General features: G+C 61.4%; 19 protein-coding genes. 6 read left to right on the top strand and 13 right to left on the bottom strand.

The features are described 5' to 3' along the window. Positions 1–98: 98 nt before the first annotated feature. The 9 genes from pqqB to IB250_RS28810 all read right to left on the bottom strand — a co-directional run bounded on the left by pqqB (position 99) and on the right by IB250_RS28810 (position 8,773). Positions 99–1,013, bottom strand: coding sequence for a pyrroloquinoline quinone biosynthesis protein PqqB (gene pqqB, locus IB250_RS07565; protein WP_192343621.1), 915 nt, complete (start codon positions 1,011–1,013; stop codon positions 99–101). A gap of 54 nt (positions 1,014–1,067) precedes the next feature. After that, positions 1,068–1,139 carry a pyrroloquinoline quinone precursor peptide PqqA gene (gene pqqA / locus IB250_RS07560; protein WP_010455123.1) on the bottom strand — a complete coding sequence of 24 codons (72 nt, stop codon included), beginning with the start codon at positions 1,137–1,139 and terminating at the stop codon, positions 1,068–1,070. A gap of 257 nt (positions 1,140–1,396) precedes the next feature. Then, on the bottom strand, positions 1,397–2,917 hold the full coding sequence (locus IB250_RS07555) for an aldehyde dehydrogenase family protein (RefSeq protein WP_192343620.1): 1,521 nt from the start codon (positions 2,915–2,917) through the stop codon (positions 1,397–1,399). Positions 2,918–3,157: 240 nt separating this feature from the next. Then, on the bottom strand, positions 3,158–4,933 hold the full coding sequence (locus IB250_RS07550) for a PQQ-dependent methanol/ethanol family dehydrogenase (RefSeq protein ID WP_192343619.1): 1,776 nt from the start codon (positions 4,931–4,933) through the stop codon (positions 3,158–3,160). A 555-nt stretch (positions 4,934–5,488) separates the two neighbouring features. After that, positions 5,489–6,424, bottom strand: a complete 936-nt coding sequence (locus tag IB250_RS07545) for a quinoprotein relay system zinc metallohydrolase 1 (RefSeq protein ID WP_192343618.1) — start codon at positions 6,422–6,424, stop codon at positions 5,489–5,491. Positions 6,425–6,439: 15 nt separating this feature from the next. Beyond that, positions 6,440–7,201, bottom strand: a complete 762-nt coding sequence (locus IB250_RS07540) for a quinoprotein dehydrogenase-associated SoxYZ-like carrier (protein WP_192343617.1) — start codon at positions 7,199–7,201, stop codon at positions 6,440–6,442. Next, entirely contained in the window at positions 7,201–8,076 is an 876-nt protein-coding gene (locus IB250_RS07535; RefSeq protein ID WP_192343616.1) for a substrate-binding periplasmic protein, read from the bottom strand. Before IB250_RS07535 ends, IB250_RS07540 begins: the two co-directional genes overlap by 1 nt. A 3-nt stretch (positions 8,077–8,079) precedes the next feature. After that, entirely contained in the window at positions 8,080–8,541 is a 462-nt protein-coding gene (gene pedF, locus IB250_RS07530; protein WP_192343615.1) for a cytochrome c-550 PedF, read from the bottom strand. 103 nt (positions 8,542–8,644) lie between these two features. Beyond that, a complete protein-coding gene (locus IB250_RS28810) occupies positions 8,645–8,773 on the bottom strand; it encodes a hypothetical protein (protein ID WP_256348746.1) in 129 nt (42 codons plus the stop codon). Between the two features lie 160 nt (positions 8,774–8,933). Between IB250_RS28810 and IB250_RS07525 the strand changes: the two genes are divergently transcribed. From IB250_RS07525 to IB250_RS07500, 6 genes are all read left to right on the top strand, one after another. Next, positions 8,934–10,118 carry an ABC transporter substrate-binding protein gene (locus IB250_RS07525; RefSeq protein WP_192343614.1) on the top strand — a complete coding sequence of 395 codons (1,185 nt, stop codon included), beginning with the start codon at positions 8,934–8,936 and terminating at the stop codon, positions 10,116–10,118. Between the two features lie 36 nt (positions 10,119–10,154). Next, positions 10,155–11,129 carry a YVTN family beta-propeller repeat protein gene (locus IB250_RS07520; RefSeq protein ID WP_192343613.1) on the top strand — a complete coding sequence of 325 codons (975 nt, stop codon included), beginning with the start codon at positions 10,155–10,157 and terminating at the stop codon, positions 11,127–11,129. Then, on the top strand, positions 11,126–11,869 hold the full coding sequence (locus IB250_RS07515; RefSeq protein ID WP_192343612.1) for an ABC transporter ATP-binding protein: 744 nt from the start codon (positions 11,126–11,128) through the stop codon (positions 11,867–11,869). Before IB250_RS07520 ends, IB250_RS07515 begins: the two co-directional genes overlap by 4 nt. Further along, positions 11,866–12,657: an ABC transporter permease gene (locus IB250_RS07510; RefSeq protein ID WP_192343611.1), complete on the top strand. Its 792-nt coding sequence runs from the start codon at positions 11,866–11,868 to the stop codon at positions 12,655–12,657. The genes IB250_RS07515 and IB250_RS07510 overlap by 4 nt, the downstream gene beginning before the upstream one ends. Before the next feature lie 231 nt (positions 12,658–12,888). Next, complete coding sequence (locus IB250_RS07505) at positions 12,889–13,446, top strand: PQQ-dependent catabolism-associated CXXCW motif protein (protein WP_192343610.1); 558 nt, start codon at positions 12,889–12,891, stop codon at positions 13,444–13,446. A gap of 56 nt (positions 13,447–13,502) precedes the next feature. Continuing rightward, positions 13,503–14,168: a response regulator transcription factor gene (locus IB250_RS07500; RefSeq protein ID WP_008005351.1), complete on the top strand. Its 666-nt coding sequence runs from the start codon at positions 13,503–13,505 to the stop codon at positions 14,166–14,168. A gap of 142 nt (positions 14,169–14,310) precedes the next feature. Here the strand turns inward: IB250_RS07500 and nahK are convergent, their stop codons facing one another. The 4 genes from nahK to IB250_RS07480 all read right to left on the bottom strand — a co-directional run bounded on the left by nahK (position 14,311) and on the right by IB250_RS07480 (position 20,494). Next, positions 14,311–16,905, bottom strand: coding sequence for a hybrid sensor histidine kinase/response regulator NahK/ErcS' (gene nahK, locus IB250_RS07495; RefSeq protein WP_192343806.1), 2,595 nt, complete (start codon positions 16,903–16,905; stop codon positions 14,311–14,313). Continuing rightward, positions 16,874–18,037 (bottom strand): nitric oxide-sensing protein NosP, encoded by a 1,164-nt coding sequence (nosP, locus tag IB250_RS07490; RefSeq protein WP_192343609.1) that lies wholly within the window; start codon positions 18,035–18,037, stop codon positions 16,874–16,876. The genes nahK and nosP overlap by 32 nt, the downstream gene beginning before the upstream one ends. A 256-nt stretch (positions 18,038–18,293) precedes the next feature. After that, positions 18,294–19,478 carry a porin gene (locus tag IB250_RS07485; RefSeq protein ID WP_008005357.1) on the bottom strand — a complete coding sequence of 395 codons (1,185 nt, stop codon included), beginning with the start codon at positions 19,476–19,478 and terminating at the stop codon, positions 18,294–18,296. Positions 19,479–19,687: 209 nt separating this feature from the next. Then, positions 19,688–20,494, bottom strand: coding sequence for a sulfite exporter TauE/SafE family protein (locus tag IB250_RS07480; RefSeq protein WP_192343608.1), 807 nt, complete (start codon positions 20,492–20,494; stop codon positions 19,688–19,690). Between the last annotated feature and the right edge of the window lie 3 nt (positions 20,495–20,497).

Raw genomic sequence — 20,497 nt, 5'->3', positions numbered from 1 at the left:
GGTCTGGCGCCTTCGCGGGCAAGCCTCGCTCCTACAAGGGTTCTGCGGTGTACACAAACCCCTGAAGGAGCGAGGCTTGCCCGCGAAGAGGCCATCCGCTACAGCTCAATACTCATGCCGTCATAGGCCACTTCAATCCCGCGCCGTTCCAGCAACGCCCGCTCGGCCGAGTCTTCATCGAGGATCGGGTTGGTGTTGTTGATGTGGATCAGCACCTTGCGCTGACGGCTAAAGCCCTCCAGCAAGTCGAGCATGCCGCCGGGGCCGCTTTGTGGCAGGTGGCCCATTTCGCTGCCCAGGCTCTGGCCGACTTCGCACACACGCATTTCATCGTCGCGCCACAGCGTGCCGTCCAGCAGCAGGCAGTCGGCACGCTGCATCCAGCTCAACACCTCGGCATCAACTTGCCCCAGCCCCGGCGCATAGAAAACCGATGCGCCGCTGCGCAGGTCTTCAATGAACAGGCCGATGGTGTCCCCCGGTTGCGGGTTGCCACGGTTGGGCGAGTACGGCGGTGCGTTGCTGACCAACGCAATCGCGCGAAATTGCAGCTGTGGGCAGGCCGCGATGCTGAACGGCTCGCGATCCAGTCCGATGGGTTGCCACTGCAAGCCACCGTTCCAGTGTTTGAGCATGGTGAATAAGGGAAAGCCGCTGCTGAGGTCTTCGTGAACCCGCTCGGTGCACCAGACCGAATGCGGGCAGCCTTCGCGCAGGCTCAACAAGCCGGTGCAATGGTCGATCTGACTATCCAGCAGGACGACACCGGCAATCGCCGTGTCGCGCAAGCGTCGGGCCGGTTGCATCGCCGGAAAGCTTTCGAGTTGCGCGCGAGTGTCCGGTGAAGCATTGCAGAGCACCCACTCCACTCCGTCGTCGCTCAGGGCAATGGACGACTGCGTGCGACGTTGCGCGCGCAGGTTGCCGTTGCGCATCGCGGCGCATTGACGGCAGTTGCAGTTCCATTGCGGAAAACCACCGCCGGCGGCGGAACCGAGAACGCGGATGTGCATGGGATGGCTCCAGAAGGCAGGCCCGGCCAACGCGACGGCTGACCGGGCGATCAATCAACGGTTGGCGAAATACATCGTCACTTCGAAGCCAATACGCAGATCGGTAAACGCGGGTTTATTCCACATGGGTCAATCCTCTTCTTGTGCCGGTCAATTCCGGTAAGACCATTAATGCACGGGGGATGAGATGACCGAATGCTACTTTCGAAGGAGTTGGCGGCGTGCGTTGGTAGGGGGTGTCGCGCGGTCTCAAGTACACGGAGAACCCATGTGGGAGCGGGCTTGCTCGCGAAAGCGGATTGTCAGTCAACATAATTGTTGAATATCAAGCCGCCTTCGCGAGCAAGCCCGCTCCCACATTGGGGTTGTGGTGTTTTTGCGGGTTAGAAGAACCCCATCGGATTGATGTCGTAGCTCACCAGCAGGTTTTTGGTCTGCTGGTAATGGTCGAGCATCATCTTGTGGTTCTCACGGCCGACACCGGATTTTTTGTAGCCACCGAACGCGGCGTGGGCCGGGTACAGGTGGTAGCAGTTGGTCCAGACGCGCCCGGCCTTGATCGCCCGGCCCATGCGGTAGGCGCGGTTGATGTCGCGGGTCCACAGGCCGGCACCGAGGCCGAACTCACTGTCGTTGGCAATCGCCAGGGCTTCGGCTTCGTCCTTGAAGGTGGTGATACCCACCACCGGGCCGAAGATTTCTTCCTGGAACACACGCATTTTATTGTGGCCCTTAAGCAGGGTCGGCTGGATGTAATAGCCGCTCGACAAGTCGCCCTCAAGACGCTCGGCCGCGCCGCCGGTGAGCAGTTCGGCACCCTCCTCCTGGGCGATTTTCAGGTACGAGAGGATCTTGTCGTATTGCTGCTCGGACGCCTGGGCGCCGACCATGGTTTCGGTGTCCAGCGGGTTGCCGCGCTTGATCTTGACGATCTTCTTCATCACCTCGGCCATGAACGGCTCGTAGATCGATTCCTGCACCAGCGCCCGGGAAGGACAGGTGCAGACTTCGCCCTGATTGAAGAACGCCAGCACCAGACCTTCGGCGGCTTTCTCGATGAACTGCGGCTCGGCGTTCATGATGTCTTCGAAGAAAATGTTCGGCGACTTGCCGCCCAGCTCGACGGTGCTTGGAATGATGTTCTCGGCGGCGCAATGCATGATGTGCGCGCCCACCGGGGTGGAACCGGTGAAGGCGATTTTGGCGATGCGCTTGCTGGTGGCCAGCGCCTCACCGGCTTCGCGACCGAAGCCCTGGACGATGTTCAGCACGCCCGCCGGCAGCAAGTCGGTGATCAGCTCGGCGAACACCATGATCGACAGCGGCGTTTGTTCGGCGGGTTTGAGCACGATGCAGTTGCCGGCCGCCAGGGCCGGGGCGAGTTTCCAGGCGGCCATCAGCAGCGGGAAGTTCCACGGGATGATCTGCCCGACCACGCCCAGCGGTTCGTGGAAGTGATAGGCGGTGGTCAGTTCGTTGATCTCGGCGGCGCCGCCTTCCTGAGCGCGGATGCAACCGGCGAAGTACCGGAAGTGGTCGGCGGCCAAAGGTACGTCGGCGTTGAGGGTTTCGCGCACGGCCTTGCCGTTGTCCCAGGTTTCGGTGACGGCGAGGATTTCCAGGTTCTGCTCGATGCGGTCGGCGATTTTCAGCAGCACCAGCGAGCGATCCTGCGCCGAGGTTTTGCCCCAGGCATCGGCGGCGGCATGGGCAGCGTCGAGGGCTTTTTCGATGTCGGCGGCGCTGGAGCGCGGGAACTCGGCAATCACTTCACCGGTGACCGGTGAGGTGTTGGTGAAGTACTCGCCGTTGATTGGAGCGACGAATTCGCCGCCGATGAAATTGCCGTAGCGCGGTTTGAAGGAAACGATAGCGCCGGCTGTTCCGGGTTGTGCGTAGATCATGGTGGGCCTCTGTCTGGGTCGATGCCTGTCGAGCCAACAGGCGATGAACCGATAGTAGAGAGCCCCGCCTGCCAGACGAATGCGCCGTTGGCAGGGGGATTCTCGTTATTTGGTAGTAGGTGATCGTTCCCACGCTCCGCGTGGGAATGCCTCAACGGACGCTCCGCGTTCGGCTTTTGGGACGCAGAGCGTCCCGGGCTGCATTCCCACGCAGAGCGTGGGAACGATCAGTTGCAGCGATCAGTGTTTGGCTACCAGGTCTTTAGGCAGCTTGAACGTCCAGAGCATGCCGCCCTGGTTGAAGTCCTTGACGCGCTTGGCCACTTCGCCGCCCCACAGCGGTACCGCGCCGCCCCAGCCGGAGAGCACGGAGACGTATTGTTCACCGTCCATTTCCCAGGTGATGGGCGAGCCGAGCACGCCGGAACCGGTCTGGAATTCCCAGACTTTCTCGCCAGTCTTGGCATTGAATGCCTGCAGGAAACCTTCCGGCGTACCGGTGAACACCAGGTTGCCCTTGGTGGTCAGCACCCCGCCCCACAGCGGCGCGAAGTTCTTGTGGCGCCAGACTTCCTTGCCGGTTTTCGGGTCGATGGCGCGCAGCACGCCGATGTAGTCTTCATTCAGCGGTTTGATGGTGAAACCGGCACCGAGGAACGCCGCGCCTTTCTTGTAGGCGATGCCTTCGTTCCAGATGTCCATGCCCCATTCGTTGGACGGCACATAGAACAGGCCGGTGTCGCGGTTGTAGGCCATCGGCATCCAGTTTTTCGCCCCCAGGAACGCTGGCGCGACAAACACCGAACTGCCTTTGGCCTCGGAGCCCGGCGCACCCGGACGGCTGGCGTCGTTGTAGATTGGCCGACCGTTTTTATCCAGGCCGCTGGCCCAGGTGATCTTGTCCACGAACGGGAAGCCACGGATGAATTTGCCGTTGGTGCGATCGAGCACATAGAAGAAACCGTTACGGTCCGCGGTGGCTGCGGCTTTGATTTCTTTGCCGCCTTCGCTGTAGTTGAACGACACCAGTTCGTTCACGCCGTCATAGTCCCAACCGTCGTGGGGTGTGCTCTGGAAGTGCCACTTGATCGTGCCGTCATCCGGGTTCAACGCCAGGCGCGAGGACGAGTAAAGGTTGTCGCCAGGACGCAGGTGCGAGTTCCACGGCGCCGGGTTGCCGGTGCCGAACAGCAACAGGTTGGTTTCCGGGTCGTAGTAGCCGCCCAGCCAAGGGGCCGCGCCGCCGGTTTTCCATAGATCGCCGGGCCAGGTTTTGCCCGCTTCGCCGCCGGAGATGCCGTTCTCCACAGCCTTGCCGTCCTTGTAGACATAGCCCATGTGGCCTTCGACGGTGGGACGAGTCCACAGCAGGTCGCCGTTTTTCGGATCATAGGCTTCGATTTTGCCCACCACCCCGAACTCGCCACCGGCCACACCGGTGATCAGTTTGCCGTTGATTACCAATGGCGCGGCGCTGATGGAATAGCCTTCCTTGTGGTCGGCAACTTTCTTGCTCCAGACGACCTTGCCGGTGTCCTTGTTCAGGGCCACGAGCTTGGCGTCGAGGGTGCCGAAAATCACCAGGTCGCCATACAGCGCAACGCCACGGTTGATCACGTCGCAGCACGGCCGGATGTCATCGGGCAGGCGCGCGTCGTATTGCCAGAGCTTGCGGCCGGTGCGCGCATCCACCGCGAATACCCGCGAGTAGGAGCCGGTCATGTACATCACGCCGTCCTTGATCATCGGCTGCGCCTGCTGACCGCGCTGTTTTTCCCCGCCGAACGAAAAGGCCCAGACCGGTCGCAGGTCCTTCACGTTATCGACATTGAGGGTGTCCAGCGGGCTGTAGCGCTGACCCTGGACGCCCAAGCCGTTGGTGACGACCTGCTCCGGGTTCTTCGGGTCCTGGAGGATGTCTTGATCGGAGACTGCGGCCAATGCCTGGCCAGACAACAGCATGGCACTGAGCAGCATGCTCAAAACGAAGGGTTGGCGACGTGCGGGTTGGGTCATGACGGCTGCCTCTGCGGTTTTTGTTATACCCGGGAAATTTTCCCGGTCTGGTGCAGATTCTTGAACGCCGCCGTCCTTGCAACAATTACCCGCAGTGCGGAGATTGCTAGTTCCTTAGTACCGGGTCGGTCGCGGATTTTGTGATCGACTTCGGTCCCTGCGGGAGCGGGCTTGCTCGCGAAGGCAGTGTGCCAGGCAACATCATTACTGAATGTGAATGCCTCTTCGCGAGCAAGCCCGCTCCCACAGTGGATCTTCGGTGTACACAACATCTGCGTTCACACCGCTCCCACAGCGGATTTTCGTACACAACATCTGCGTTCAAACCGCTCAAATGTGGGAGCGGGCTTGCTCGCGAAGGCGGTGTGCCAGGCAACATCATTACTGAATGTGAATGCCTCTTCGCGAGCAAGCCCGCTCCCACAGTGGATCTTCGGTGTACACAACATCTGCGTTCACACCGCTCCCACAGCGGATTTTCGTACACAACATCTGCGTTCACACCGCTCAAATGTGGGAGCGGGCTTGCTCGCGAAGGCGGTGTGTCAGGCAACATCAGTGCTGGCCGGAATCCACCCGCCTCATCTGTCCCCGTTCGTAACGCGGGTACAAATGGCTGACGCTGCGGATCAGTTCATAGCGACTCAGGCTGATCCCGGCGAAACGTTCGGGGATGGGGCTGCGGATCATTTCGGCCATGTCGCTGCCATTGGCCGCGCCGTCGCGCATCAGCTGGTCCAGCCAGGTCAGGTAATCGTGCATCTGTTCGAACGGTTTTGTATCCGTGGCCACCGGCCCATGGCCGGGGACGATCAGTGTCCACGGCAAACCCTGCAGGGTCGCGATGTCGGCCAGCCACACCGACAGCCCCGGGCTGTTGGGCGTGGTCAGGGCACGTTGATAAAACACCAGATCCCCGGCAAACAACACGCCGGTTTTCTGGTCGAGAATAGCCAGATCCGCGCCGGTGTGCCCACCCAGACTCAGTAGGCGCAAATCGTGGTTCCCAAAACTGTGCATGCCAGGCGTCAGCACCTGCGTCGGCAACACCACTTCGGTGCCGCGCATCCAGTCACCCACCAGCCGATACATGTTTTCAGCCATGGCATCACCCTGCTGTCGCAACAGTTCGGTGGTACCGGCCAAGGCACCAATCGGCACGTCAGTGAAAGCCTGACTGCCCAACACATGATCAGGATGGTGATGGGTCAGCAGCACCTGAATCACCGGTTTATCGGTAGTCGCCGCAATCGCTTTGCGCAGGGCTTCGCCATAGCGTTTCGACGGCCCGGTGTCGATGACCACCACACCTTTTTCCGTGACGATGAACGCGGTGTTGACGATGTTGCCGCCATTGCTCTTGGCGAAGTTGTCGGTGCTGCCTTCCAGCAGCCAGGTGTCTTCGGCGATCTGCCGGGGCTTGAGTGTGTAATCGGGATCGGCCAGGGCCGGCAGGCTCAGACTGATGAACAACAGCAGCATCCAGCGCATCACTCGCTCCTTGGGTCAGGGAATGGCCGCATCGAATTGATTGCCGCTGTTGTCGCGCAGCACCAGACGCGTCTGCCCTGCTCCTTCGATGTCGAAGGCCAGATTGGGGTTTTCGCTGACCGCCGGGAACAACTGCAGACGCGCCAGCAATTGATCGTTTTGATCGCGCAGCTCGGCCAGGTTGATGAAAAACTCCGGGATGCCGCTGACCATGCCGTTGTCCATCGGATGCGCCACCTGCAAACGCACGCGACTGAATTCGCCCCGGGGATAACGGCCACCCAGCACTTCGCCGATGTGTTCTTCCCAACCCGGTTGCGTGCGCACCACGCTTGGCGCAGTGCAACCGCCGCCTGCCGCATCGATCAGGGTCGAGCCGACATGCCACAGCCCGTCGCGGGTCAGTACCGCCGCACGCAACGGCGTGGCTTGTTCAACGCGGATGCGGATCGACAGCCATGGCAGCACACCGGTCAAGGGTTCGAAGTCGACGATTTTCGGCAGCGGATTGAGTTCGGCCCAGGCGAGGATGCGCACCACTTCGCCCTTGAACGCCCGGGCGTCGATTTCCAGCGGCACTTGTCGGGCGTCTTCGGCAAATGGCGGCGCGAGCAACTTGACCCGCTCATCGAACACGAACGGTGCATCGCCGAGCATCTGTTTGTGATAGAACCCCCACATCACCGACGGCACCGGGTCGTTACCCGGCTCGACGTCCGCCGCGTTCGCGGCCAAGGGTAACCAGCAGGCCAACAGACAACTCGCTCGCCAGTTCACTATTGATACATCTCGGGCACGTCATACCGCAGGCCGTAACGGGCATAAATGGCTTTCACCGAGCCCTCACGAATCAACGCTTCCAGCGCCTCTTCCACGGCGTAGGCCAGTTGCCGATTGCTTTCATGCACCGCCATGCCGATCTCCCAAAGCTGTTTACCCATGTTCGGGTAGGCGTTTTCCGCCAACGCCACTTGTGGGTCGGCGGCCTGATGGACTTGCCAGTCGATCTCGCCGCGCATGGCCATCACCGCGTCGACTTCACCGGCCTTCATCGCGGCAAACGCCTGGGGTACGCCTGGGTAATGGTGGGTCTTGGCGGCGAGCATGCCGTTGAACACCGAGGTCAGGTAAAACGACGGCACGCTGTCGACTTCAACACCGATCGGGTGTTGCTGGAACACCGCGACGCTGGCGACTGAATCCAGCCGACGACGGTCGTAAGCGACTTGCCATTGTTCGGTCTGGTACGGCCCGAACATCACCACATGGCCGTTTTCCAGTTCACCCAGTTCATTGCGTTTCTGTGCGTAATCGCGATCGTAGGGCACGCGCATCATCAGGTCGGCCAGTTGCTGATTGTGCAACTGGCTGGCCCGCCAGATGTAATCGCGCAGGTCGTCGTCGAGCTTTTCTCCGGCGGGTGCCCAAATCAGTTTCAGGCGTACCCCCATGGCCTTGGCCAGCGCCTGGGCGAGTTCAACATCGACCCCGCGAGCCTGACCAGCGTCTTCAAAGCTGTAGGGCGCGAAGTCCTTGTACACCGCGACTTTCAGCTCGGCGGCGGCGATCATTTCGTCATAGGTACGGACCTGCGCCTGCGCTGCCTGGCAACATAGCCACACAGCGCTGATCAACACCGCGAGCAAACGCATGGGTCACTCCTCGACGTGCACGCTGTCCAGGTAGGTGCGTACCGCCCACAGGGCTTCCTGACTCAGGTAGTCGGCCATCTTCGGCATGTACACCCGGCCGTCACGCACGGCGCCATGGCGCACACGTTCGACGAACCATTCATCACCGGCCTCGCCGACGTCGAGCATGCGCAAGTCGGGAGCGATACCGCCGGACTTGGCTTCCAGGCCATGACAGGCCGCGCAGTTCTGGTTGTAGGCCGAAGAGCCGATTTGCACGGCTTTTTCGCGTTCCGGGGAGGAACGGTAAGGGTTCGCCGCCGCCCAACCATCGGCATCGACCTGCACACCGGCATCCTTGATCGGGGTCAGTCCCTGGGTTTCGACGGCTTGGGGTACCACGTTGCCGTGGGCCCAGACGGAACCTGCATTGATGAAACCGGCCAGCAGTCCGGCAACGAGCAAGGCGCTGCGTTTTGTTGTCATTGTTCTGCCCTCAAGATTGCACGCAAAACCTCTTTGAAGAGGCTATGGCACCCATCTTAGGAACGGCTTTGCGCCAACCCCATGCTGCTTTGGTGGCCGCGGCCTACTCCCTTGGTAGTAGGGCTTGTGGCGCAGGCCCAACCAATACGGGGCGGGCGCCGTGCAGCTTGTCGATGCCGATCAGGGTCAGGATCAGCAAAAACGGCAGGAGCAGTGCTTTGAGAATTCGCATGGTCAATCTCCCCCCTTGAGTGATGGCCGTTGCAATCCATGCTAAAACCGCGCCGCCCGGGGTGAGTTACTACCTTGGTACTGGCCCATCGGTACTTTCTGCATATTTCCCCGCCCGTCCAGGGTTCCTATGCTGACGCTACCTGTGATGGAGTGCCTTTATGCGCCAGCTCGCCCCTTATGCCTTGATCTACTTGCTGGCGATTGCCTGCGCCGCCGGGGTGGCGACCCAGGTTCAGGCGGCGCAGGCACCGCTGCAAGTGCAGATCGGCTACCTCGGTTATCGCCCCGACCCCGGGCCGTTGCTGTCGAACGTCATTCCCGAACCGACCGATGCCGGCCTGCGCGGCGCCGAACTGGCGATCACCGACAGCAACAGTACCGGGCGCTTTCTCAACCACAGCTACAGCCTGGTCAGCGCCAGCGTCGACAATCCGGATGCGCTGATCGAAGCGGCCAAAGCCCAATACGAACAAGGCCTGCGCCTGTTTGTGGTGAATGCACCGGCGCAGACCCTGCGCCGTCTCAGCGCCGTGCTACCCGACAGCTTGCTGTTCAACGCCGGCAGCGCGGATGACAGCCTGCGCAGCACCGACTGCCTGCCGAACGTGCTACACAGCCTGCCAAGCCGGGCGATGCTGGCCGATGCGCTGGCGCAATTTCTGGTGCTGCGCAAATGGCAGCGGGCGCTGTTGATCGTCGGCCCGACCGCGGACGATCAAGCCTATGCCGCCGCCCTGCGTCGGGCGGCCAAACGCTTCGGCCTGCAACTGGTGGCGGAGAAAGCCTGGAGCTTCGATAACGACCAGCGCCGCAGCGCTCAGGCCGACATGCCGCTGTTCACCCAGACCGCCGAGTACGACGTGGTGCTGGTGGCCGATGAACGCGGCGACTTCGGCGAGTACGTGCCCTACCAGACCTGGTATCCACGGCCGGTCGCCGGCACCCAGGGCCTGACCCCGGTGGGCTGGCACAAAACCGTGGAAACCTACGGCGCCGCGCAGTTGCAGAAACGCTTCGAAGCCCTGGCCGGGCGCTGGATGAACGACCGGGATTTCGCCGCGTGGATTGCCGTACGCAGCATCGCCAGTGCGGTGGGTAAACTGCGTCAGGCCGATGCCATGGCGATTCGTACGCTTGAGATCAGCGATCAATTGCCGCTGGACGGCTTCAAGGGTCGCAAGCTCAGTTATCGGCCGTGGAACGGTCAGTTGCGCCAGCCGATCCCCATCGTGCAACCCCGGGCGCTGGTCAGCACTTCGCCGCAAGACGGCTTCCTGCACCCTGTCAACGAAATGGACAGCCTGGGTTACGACAAAGCCGAGGTCAGCTGCCGCTTTCTCTGATCCTTTTTTCATGACAACAACAATAAGGAATCTGCCATGCGCCGCACCCTGCTTTCCTGTGCCCTACTTTCCTGCGCCCTGCTTCTCACCGCCGGGCACGTCGCTGCCAGCACCGCCTGGGTCTCCAACGAAAAGGACAACAGCCTGAGCCTGATCGATATGCAGACCCTGCAAGTCACCGATACCCTGCCCGTCGGCCAGCGCCCGCGCGGCCTGTTGCTGTCCCACGACAACACGCTGCTGTACATCTGCGCCAGCGATTCGGACCGGGTCCAGGTAATGGACATCGCCACGCGCAAGATCATCAAGGAACTGCCCTCCGGCAAAGACCCCGAGCAATTCGCCCTGCACCCCAACAATCGCTGGCTGTACGTCTCCAACGAGGACGACGCGCTGGTGACGGTGATTGACACCGAAACTTCCAAAGTGCTCGGGCAGATCAACGTCGGCGTCGAGCCCGAAGGCATGGCCGTCAGCCCCGACGGCAAGTGGGCGGTGAACACCAGTGAAACCACCAACATGCTGCACTGGATCGACACCAGCACCCAGACCCTCGCCGACAATACCCTGGTCGATCAGCGGCCGCGTTTCGTCGAATTCAATCCCGATGGCTCGCAGCTGTGGGCCTCGGCGGAAATCGGCGGCACCGTGACGATTCTCGACGTCGCCAGCCGCAAGGTCCTCAAGACGCTGACCTTCCAGATCAAAGGCGTGCACCCGGACAAAGTCCAACCGGTGGGGATCAAACTCAGCGCCGACGGCAAGTACGGTTTCGTCGCCCTCGGCCCGGCCAACCATGTGGCGGTGATCGACGCCAAGACCTTCGAGATTGTTGATTACCTGTTGGTGGGCCGACGGGTCTGGCAGATGTCGTTTACCCCGGATCAACGGCAATTACTGGCCACCAATGGCGTCAGCGGCGACGTATCGGTGATCGATGTCGACAGCCTCAAGGTCACTAAATCGGTGAAAGTCGGGCGCTATCCGTGGGGCGTGGTGGTGACACCATGAACGCCCTTGAAGTCAGCGACCTGAGTTTCGCTTACGGCGCGCGCGAGGCCTTGCGTCAGGTGAGTTTCAATCTGGCAGCGGGGCGTTTTGCGGCGCTGTTGGGACCGAACGGCGCGGGCAAGTCGACGCTGATTGCGCTGCTCACCCGCCTTTATGATGTGCAGCGCGGTGATATTCGGGTCGGCGGCTGCTCCTTGCGCACCTCGGCACGTCCGGCGCTCAAGCAATTGGGTGTGGTGTTTCAGCAAAGCACTTTGGATCTGGACCTCAGTGTTGAGCAAAACCTGCGTTATCACGCCGCGCTGCATGGCCTGTCCCGGCGCCAGACCAACCTGCGAGTCGACGCCGAACTGGCACGCCAGGCCCTGACCGAGCGCCGTCGCGAACGGGTACGCGAGCTCAATGGCGGCCATCGCCGCCGGGTGGAAATCGCCCGTGCGTTGTTGCACGAGCCAAGCCTGTTGCTGCTCGACGAGGCCAGCGTCGGCCTCGATCCGGCCAGTCGCCTGGCGCTCAACCAACACATCCGCAGCCTGTGCCGCGAGCACACCATCAGCGTGCTCTGGACCACTCATTTGCTGGATGAAGTGCAGCCCAGCGACGACTTGCTGATCCTGCATCAAGGGCGGTTGGTGGCCAGCGGACAGGCCGACGCGTTGAGCCTGGAACACGGTGGCGACCTGGGTTCGGCCTTCGCTCACCTGACCACCCCGCCCCCTTCAGGAGCAATCGTCGGATGAACGCCTACTGGCAATGTTTCAGCGGTATCGTGCTGCGCGAATGGCTGCGCTTTGTGTTGCAGCGCACGCGGTTTCTCAGCGCGCTGGTGCGGCCGTTGCTGTGGCTGCTGGTGTTCGCTGCCGGTTTTCGCGCGGCACTCGGCATCGCCATCATCGAGCCCTACGACACCTACATCCCCTATGAGGTTTACATCATCCCGGGCCTGGCCTGCATGATCCTGTTGTTCAACGGCATGCAAGGTTCGCTGTCGATGGTCTACGACCGGGAGATGGGCAGCATGCGCGTGCTGCTGACCAGCCCCCTGCCCCGGACCTTCCTGCTGTGCAGCAAATTGCTGGCGACGTCGCTGATTTCACTGTTGCAGGTGTATGCCTTTCTGGCGATTGCCTGGCTGTACGGTGTGCAACCGCCGGCCATGGGTTTGTTGCTGGCCTTGCCGGCATTGCTGCTGGTGGCGTTGATGCTCAGCGCGCTGGGCCTGTTGCTGTCCAACGCCATCCGCCAGTTGGAGAACTTTGCCGGGGTGATGAACTTCGTGATCTTCCCGCTGTTTTTCCTGTCGTCGGCGCTGTATCCGCTATGGAAAATGCGCGAGTCCAGCGAGTGGTTGTATTGGCTGTGCGCCTTGAACCCGTTCACCCATGCAGTGGAGCTGGTGCGGTTTGCGCTGTATGAACGCTTCAACCTGGTGGCGCTGGCGGTATGTACGGGGCTGACGCTGGTGTTCGCCCTGCTGGCGGTACTCACCTTCAACCCGCAGCATGCGGCCCTGCGCAAAACCAACTGACAGCTCCGACCCGATCGTTCCCACGCTCCGCGTGGGAATGCAGCCAGGGACGCTCTGCGTCCCAAGAGCGGACGCAGAGCGTCCGGTGAGGCATTCCCACGCGGAGCGTGGGAACGATCAATTAAAACAGGGCAAATTACTACTTTAGTACTGGTTTACCTGTCTATCGTCGCATTCACAATGCACCGCTACTGGCATGTAATGGGTTCATAACTATAAGGACTGAACCCCATGCCGCGTGCACGACGTGTTCTGCTGTGCCCTTCTCTCGCCGCGCTGTCGCTGAGCCTGTTGCTGGGCGTCGCGCAGGCTGAAACAGCGCTGTTTTCTGCCGACGGTTATCGCATCGGTCTATACCGCAGCCCAACCCCGACTCAGCTTCAGGGCGCGAGTATCATCGACACGCCTGCCCTGCAAAACCTGCTCACGCAGACGCCCCATCCGCTGCTGATCGATGTCTACCGAAGGCAATGGCTGCAAGGCCGTTTCATCGAAGATGAGGCCCATGAAAACCTGCCCGGCAGCCATTGGCTGGCCAATACCGGTGACGGTGACCTGACGCCCCCGTGGCAGGATTATTTCGCGCGCCACCTGCAGCAATTGACGGCGGGCGACCTGACGCGACCGTTGGTCTTTTACTGCCGCTCCGATTGCTGGTTGAGCTGGAACGCGGTAAAACGCGCCGCGTCCATGGGCTATAAAACACTGTATTGGTACCGCGACGGACTGGATGCCTGGCAAGCGGCGAACCTGCCCGTGACGCAGGCAAAGCCCGAGCCCTTTCCCTGACGTGAGCGCTGCGTGTTGTTGCCACACCCGAATCAAAAATAATGAGGTGAAAGGCCATGTACAAAATTCTGATTGCCGACGATCACCCGCTGTTTCGCGAAGCCATTCATAACGTCATCAGCGACGGTTTCCCCGGCAGCGAGGTCATGGAAACCGCCGACCTCGACAGTGCCCTGGCCCTGACCCAGGAACACGATGACCTGGACCTGATCCTGCTCGACCTGAACATGCCCGGCATGCATGGCCTCAATGGCCTGATCAATCTGCGCAACGAGGCGCCGACCATTCCGGTGGTGATCGTTTCCGCCGAGCAGGACAAACAAATCGTGCTGCAAGCCATCACCTATGGCGCGGTGGGGTTCATCACCAAGTCCTCGCCTCGGGTGCAGATGACCGAAGCCATCCAGCAGATCCTCAATGGCAATGTGTACCTGCCGCCGGACATCATCCGCACGCAAAAAAGCGGCACTCATCGCCGGATGAATGACACCCCGAGCTTCCCGCCCGAACTGCTCCAGGCGCTGACCCGCAAACAACTGCTGGTGCTAGAGCGCATGACCAAGGGCGAATCGAACAAACAGATCGCCTACACCCTGGAAATCGCCGAAACCACAGTCAAGGCCCACGTCTCGGCGATTTTGCGCAAACTCAATGTGCACAATCGGGTGCAGGCGATTTTGAGTGCCGGGGATATTGATTTCGGGTCGTATTTGCGGCGCTGAGTTCGCAGGCAACCAGAAGACCGAGTCGTCCCCTTCGCGAGCAAGCCCGCTCCCACATTAGATCTGAGTCGACTCGGTCAATGTGGGAGCGGGCTTGCTCGCGAAGGGGCCCTAAAAATCACCCAACTCTCTCAGGCACACCTCAAGGCCGACCAAGCAAATGACTCATCGCCGTCTTGAGCTTCATCGGCCGCACCGGTTTGTGCATCAGGGTGTGGCCCAGTTCGCGGATTTGCTGTTTGAGTTCGTTGCTGTAGTTGGCGGTGATCATCATCGCCGGGATCGCTGAAGCACGCCGGGCGTTGATGCGGGCCACGGCGTCGACACCATTCTTCTCGTCATCCAGGTGATAGTCGGCGATCAGCAGGTCGGCTTCATCGTGATAATTATCCACTTGCCGCGCCAGGTCCTCCTCCGACAGCGCCGTTATCACCCGGCAGCCCCAACCTTCGAGCAAGGTGCGCATCCCCGCGCAAATCGCCGCGTCGTTGTCCAGCACCCACACCCGCGCACCGCGCAGGCGCTCGAGCATCGGTTCGCTCATCAGCAGGTTCGGCAACGCCTTGGGCGCCGTGGCACTCAACGGCACTTCGACGGAAAACATCGAGCCCTTGCCCGGCCACGAACGCACATGAATCCGGTGGCCGAGAATACGGGCGATTTTCTCGACGATCGCCAGGCCCAGCCCCAAGCCGCGATCCTGATCCGGGCGCTGCACATCCCCTCGCTTGAACTCCTGAAAAATCTCCTCCAGACGGTTTTCGGCAATGCCCAGGCCGCTGTCCCAGACCTCGATGGTCAGCCGCTGATGATGACGCCGGCAGCCGAGCACCACGCGCCCGCTGTAGGTATACCGAATGGCATTGCTCAGCAGATTACGCAGAATCCGCGCGAGCAACTGAATGTCGCTGCGCACCAACGCCGAACAGGGGATGAAATGCAGCTCGAGCTCTTCGCTGCGGGCCACTTGGGTGTATTCGGCGGCGAGGTTTTCCAGCAATTCGCTCAGGGCGAATGGCGCAATGTCGGCCTTGATCACCCCGGCATCGAGTTTGGAAATGTCCACCAGCGTGCCCAGCAGGTTTTCCACGTCTTCCAGGGAATTGCTGACGTTGCGCACCAGCGTCTCGTTGGCCACCGGCTCCCGGCGCTCCAGCAAGGCGCTGGTAAACAGCCGCGCGGCATTCAGCGGTTGCAGCAGATCGTGGCTGACCGCCGCAAGAAACTTGGTCTTCGACAGATTGGCCTGCTCGGCCTCGAGCTTGGCCTCGCGCAAGCGTGACTCCACCCGGCGGCGCTCGTCGATTTCGCGCAGCAGTTGGTCATTAAGGGTAGTCAGTTCGGTGGTGCGTTCGCGCACCCGCAGTTCAAGGTTCTGATAGGCCTGATGCAGCGCCTCGGCGGTACGGCGGCGCTCGGTGATGTCGCGGATCAACACGAAAATCCCCACCACTTCCCCGGTGGCCAGGCGATTGGGCACGTAGGAGCGCAGCATGTAGCGCTCCTGATTGTTGATGTTGGTTTCGGCAAACTCGAACGTCACGCTCTCGCCGGCCAGGGCCCGGGCCACGTAGGCTTCCAGGCGCTGATAGTGCTGCTCGCTGTGGACTTCGCGCAGGCTCTGCCCGAGCATCACGCCCCGGGGCCAGCAGTACCATTCTTCATAGACCTTGTTAGTGAATTCATAGACCAGATCGGCATTCAGGTAGGCGATCAGCGCCGGCACATGGTCGGTGATCAGGCGAATCCAGCGCTCGCTTTCGCTGAGCGCTTCGGCGTGCTGGTAGCGTTCGGTGATGTCGGTGAAGGTGTTGACGAAACCGCCGGTGGGCAACGGATGGGTGCGGATTTCCAGCACCCGGCCATCGTAGAGGCGCTGCTCGCATTCCTGCACGTGCCGCCCGTTCGGATCGCGACTGGCCGGGGTCAGCAGGTTCAGTTCGCTGTCGGCAATCACTTCGGCGAATGGCCGATGAGCCGCCACCGGGGCCAGGCCGCTGAGTTCCAGGAAGCGCCGGTTCCACAGTTCCAGAATGCCCTCGGCGTTGACCATCGCCACGCCTTGGGACAGGTTGTCGACCGCCCGTTGCAACAAGTGCGATTTTTGCGCCACCGCCTGCTCACGGCGCAGGGTTTCGCTGAGTTTGACGTCGGTAATGTCGGTGAACAGGATCACCCGCCCGCCTTCCTGAGTCGGCCGTTCGCTGACTTGCAGCCAGCGCCCGTTGTGCAGGCGATAGAGCAGGTTTTCGTCGGCATGCCCGCGGGGTTCTTCGCTGAACAGTCCAGTCGAGGTCATCAACCGTTTGACCTCGCGCAGGCGCATGCCAGCATTGATGCGCACCCGGCTGTTGCCCCAGAACGCCTTGAAGCGGCTGTTGAACAGCACGATCCGCTGTTCGGCATCGAACAGTACAAAGGCGTCGGAAATACTTTCGATGGCGTCGATCAAGTGTTGATGGGCGGTTTCGGCCCGCAGCCGTGCCTCACTGAGCAAATGATTGCCGGCCTTGAGTTCGGCCATGGCCTGGTTCAGGGCATCGGTGCGCTCACGCACCTGTTCGGCCAGCACCACCGAATGCTGGAACGCCGCATACGGGTCGTTGCCCCGGGTGATGCCGGATTCAATGCGCTCGATCAGCGCGCCATTGATGCGCTGCAGTTTGTGGTTTTCGTGGCGCAGGCTGGCGATCTGCGCCTGCAGGTCAGCGCTGTCCAGGGGACCGGCCTCGGGCAATGGCAACCCCGGTGAAGGTCTGGTTGATGTGCATGCCATTGAACTGTTCTCCGTAGGTGTTGAAACCCATCACCCGCTGCTCCCGCAGAAACGCGCCGATCTGCTCGAGATTGCCGCCGTCTTCCAGTTCCAGACGCCTAAGAAAACAGTCGCAGCCGATGGTCAGCAACAGGTCCCCGAGACGCTTCTGCAAACCGTCGAACAAGTTTTGCAGATTTGGCAGCATGGGGCCGGGGGTCATGACGGTAAGGACGATGCCGTTTTCCACCGCACAATAGAAACTCAGGCTCAGGTCCGGATGAACCTGCTGGATCGCCCGCACGTAATACTGATCGTTGATTCGCACCGCCAACGGATGCGCGGCGAAGATCCGATAATCGAGGTCGGCCACCGCCACGCCGATGTGCCGGGCGTATTCCTCGGCGGCGGGTTCGGCATTCAGTTCGAACACCCGGCGCGAGGTGCTGTCGGCAGCGGTGACCACCAGCTTCTCGGCCCTGGGCAGAATGTGGTGGGTGGTGAAGACTTCGAAGTCCAGCCAGGTATTGACCAGCACCACCACCGCCGCGCCGCTGTGAAACTCGCCGCCGAAATACACGTGGGTGTGGGTCAGGTAGTTGTCGTCGCCGGCTGAACCGCCAAAATGCGGAATGTCGCCTAACGCTGCGCTCAAGGCCGCCAGAACCATTTCTTCACGGCTGGACAAGCCATCGAGCAGGGTCAGGGCAAAGCTGTTGCCCTTGATCGGTGCCAGGGTGTTGCTGCGACAGCCGCTGACCAGTCGCTCGACCATTTGCTGGGCATCGATCAGGCTGAAATGCTCCATCTCGTCGATCAGTTCGGCGGAGATGGAAAAGTGCCGATGATCGAAGCCCACCGCCGTCACGCAGCTGCGGCCATAACCTTGGGGGGTGATTTCTCCGGCACTGGTGCAACCCACCAGACGAATGCCGCCGAAGCTCTGTTGCAACGCCTGCCCCAGCGCCTGCAAGTCGTACTCGGCGGAACAGAAGAACAGCACGAAGCCCAAGTGCGGGTGCAAGAGTTGTCGCGCCAGATCCTGAGCCGCTTGCTGGGCATCCGTGGCCTGGGACATGCCACTGACCACACCGTCGTTCTGAACCTGCTGCATCCTCGCCCCTCGCCGGTGCGCCTGTATGAGGCACGAGTGTACGAAGCCTGCGGGCGGCGGCGAATGCTACTTGGGTAGCGGGTGGGTGGTTCGATGGGATGAGAGGACGACAATATCTACAGAACACCACAAATCCCTTGTGGGAGCGGGCTTGCTCGCGAAAGCGGCCTTCCAGTCAACAATGATGTTGCCTGACACTGCGCTTTCGCGAGCAAGCCCGCTCCCACATTGGATCTGCGTTGTGCCGATTATGGAGTTACCAGGTCAACACCGCCCCCACCGCAAACGTATCGGTGTCTTCATTCTGGGCGCTGGTGTCGTGACCGTTGATCTCGAACTGGTTGTACTCGGCCACCAGCTTCAGGTTGTCGTTGACGTCATGGAACAGCGCAATGCCGCGGGTCTCGTAATCGGCACCGCTGCCGACCACGCCGTTGCCGTCGTCCTCGGTCTTGCCGTAAGACAGTGCCAGGCGGTTCTTGCCCAGTTTGTAGGAGCCCTGCAACAGGTAACCGTCGCTGTCGACATTGCGCAGGGTCGGCTCGCCCGCGTTGTTGGTGAAGAACGGGTTGATGCCCTTGGCCTGGAAGCCGGAGCCGGTCAGCGACAGCCCGCCCATCTTCGCCTGCACGCCGTAGCCCACGCCTTTGGAGGTGACGGACTCGACGCTGGAATCGGTGTTGTCCGAAGTCTGGTAGCTGCCGTTGAGCCAGCTGTAAATCTTCGCCCCGCCGACGTCGAACTGATAGGTGATCTCGCTCTCGGTGCGCGGGTTCTCCTGATACGCCTTGCCCGTCGCGCTGCTGTCGTTGGTGTCGACCGGGTCCATGATCCCGACCGCCACCCGCAAGCCATCCATCACCGGGGTGCGATAGGTAATCTGCGACGTCGGGAACGGGTACGGGTAGCCGCTGCCGATGTTGCCGAACGACACCCCACCGCCGTCCACCAGGCCCAATGTATCGCTGACCTGACCATAACCGGCGAGCAATTCGTCGAGCAGGATGTTGGAGCGGGCAAACAGGCCGAAGTCCTTGCCGATCAGCACCTCGCCCCACTCTGGATTGGCTACCGTGCCATAGAACTGCCGCACGTCGATGGCGGTGTCGGTGCCGTTGGTTTCGCTGTCGTTGATGGTCACCCAGAACGAGGCGCGGGCGCCGAGCTTGAGGTCATCGACCTGCTTGCCCATGTTGAAGCCCAGGTAGTTGGGCAGAAACCCCATCTTCACCCGCGCCTGGCGCCGGTCGTACTGCTCGCCGGCCCGGTCCACGTCACTGTTCACGTAGAAGGCGTTGATGTAGCCATCCGTGGAGAACGTGGTCTGGTCCTTGTCGTACAGCATGATTTCGGCCTCGGCCATTGAGCTCAGGCCAAGGGACGACAGGCTGGCGATGAAGGCCGGCAAGAAACGATGCTTGAAGTTCTTATTGTTGTGCATGACGCGCTCCGCAACGGGGGACTTGATGTCGGAGGCGATTATCGAAAGTGGACCGGCGGCGTCATACGCTGCCTTGGGGGCGGTTGTGAGCTGCTTTGGACTGGCGGGTAGCGCGCGGCAAATTCGGCGTAAGACCGCCCGTCGGACAGGCCCGGAACTTAGGGCGTACGCCTGTGGACCGGACTGGCGTCCACAGGAACCGGTGCCCGCTAGGCGAGCGCTCTAAACAGCATGTAAACGGCGATCACCACGCAGACGCTGGCGAAGCCGATCTGCAGCCCTCGGGCCGGCACCCGCGCGCAGAGTTTTCGACCGAGGATCATCCCGACGATGCTGGCGACAATGAACGACACGCCCAAACCATCGATCCGCACCCCGGCATGAAACGCGCCGATCACGCCGATCACCGAGATCAGGCTGATCACCATCAACGACGTGGCGACGATGCCGCGCATCTGCACATCGGTCAGTTGCTTGAACGCCGGCACAATCAGAAAGCCGCCACCGACCCCGAGCAGCCCCGAGACCACACCGGTCACCGCGCCGAGTGCCGCCAGAGTGGCGGTGCATTTGGCGGTCCAGGAAAAGCGCCCGGTCTGTTGATCGAGCATGCAGTTTTTCTGGCCCCAGTTGGCATGGCCGTGATCACTCGGGCCATCGTCGGGCTTTTCCCGGCGCAGCATCCGCCAGGCCACCATGACCATCAGCAGACTGAACAGGACCATCAGGATCCTTTCCGGCAACTGATGGGCGAAGTAGATGCCCACCGGCGAAAATACCGCGCCCAGCAGTGCAATCAACAACGCCGCGCGATAGCGCACCAGGCCATGGCGCAAACCGTCGATCGCACCGATCGCCGCCGCACTGCCCACCGCGAACAAGGCGACGGGCGCCGCTTGGGTCATGGTCAAACCCAGCCCCAGCACCAGGGCCGGCACCGCAAGAATACCGCCACCAGCGCCGGTCAAACCGAGCACCAGCCCCATGACAACGCCGAAAAAACTGGCCAGCAACATAGG

Origin of the sequence: Pseudomonas sp. PDM09, from assembly GCF_014852305.1 — a bacterium.
Lineage (GTDB): Bacteria > Pseudomonadota > Gammaproteobacteria > Pseudomonadales > Pseudomonadaceae > Aquipseudomonas.
The sequence above is the reverse complement of the archived record's forward strand: the minus strand, read 5'-3'. Positions and strand labels throughout refer to the sequence as shown.

Coding starts and splice junctions, on each gene's coding strand:
- pqqB (WP_192343621.1), bottom strand. CDS start 1,013: ATGCACATCCGCGTTCTCGGTTCCGCCGCCGGCGGTGGTTTTCCGCAA.
- IB250_RS07555 (WP_192343620.1), bottom strand. CDS start 2,917: ATGATCTACGCACAACCCGGAACAGCCGGCGCTATCGTTTCCTTCAAA.
- IB250_RS07550 (WP_192343619.1), bottom strand. CDS start 4,933: ATGACCCAACCCGCACGTCGCCAACCCTTCGTTTTGAGCATGCTGCTC.
- IB250_RS07545 (WP_192343618.1), bottom strand. CDS start 6,424: ATGCGCTGGATGCTGCTGTTGTTCATCAGTCTGAGCCTGCCGGCCCTG.
- IB250_RS07535 (WP_192343616.1), bottom strand. CDS start 8,076: ATGCGTTTGCTCGCGGTGTTGATCAGCGCTGTGTGGCTATGTTGCCAG.
- pedF (WP_192343615.1), bottom strand. CDS start 8,541: ATGACAACAAAACGCAGCGCCTTGCTCGTTGCCGGACTGCTGGCCGGT.
- IB250_RS28810 (WP_256348746.1), bottom strand. CDS start 8,773: ATGCGAATTCTCAAAGCACTGCTCCTGCCGTTTTTGCTGATCCTGACC.
- IB250_RS07525 (WP_192343614.1), top strand. CDS start 8,934: ATGCGCCAGCTCGCCCCTTATGCCTTGATCTACTTGCTGGCGATTGCC.
- IB250_RS07520 (WP_192343613.1), top strand. CDS start 10,155: ATGCGCCGCACCCTGCTTTCCTGTGCCCTACTTTCCTGCGCCCTGCTT.
- IB250_RS07515 (WP_192343612.1), top strand. CDS start 11,126: ATGAACGCCCTTGAAGTCAGCGACCTGAGTTTCGCTTACGGCGCGCGC.
- IB250_RS07510 (WP_192343611.1), top strand. CDS start 11,866: ATGAACGCCTACTGGCAATGTTTCAGCGGTATCGTGCTGCGCGAATGG.
- IB250_RS07505 (WP_192343610.1), top strand. CDS start 12,889: ATGCCGCGTGCACGACGTGTTCTGCTGTGCCCTTCTCTCGCCGCGCTG.
- IB250_RS07500 (WP_008005351.1), top strand. CDS start 13,503: ATGTACAAAATTCTGATTGCCGACGATCACCCGCTGTTTCGCGAAGCC.
- nosP (WP_192343609.1), bottom strand. CDS start 18,037: ATGCAGCAGGTTCAGAACGACGGTGTGGTCAGTGGCATGTCCCAGGCC.
- IB250_RS07485 (WP_008005357.1), bottom strand. CDS start 19,478: ATGCACAACAATAAGAACTTCAAGCATCGTTTCTTGCCGGCCTTCATC.
- IB250_RS07480 (WP_192343608.1), bottom strand. CDS start 20,494: ATGTTGCTGGCCAGTTTTTTCGGCGTTGTCATGGGGCTGGTGCTCGGT.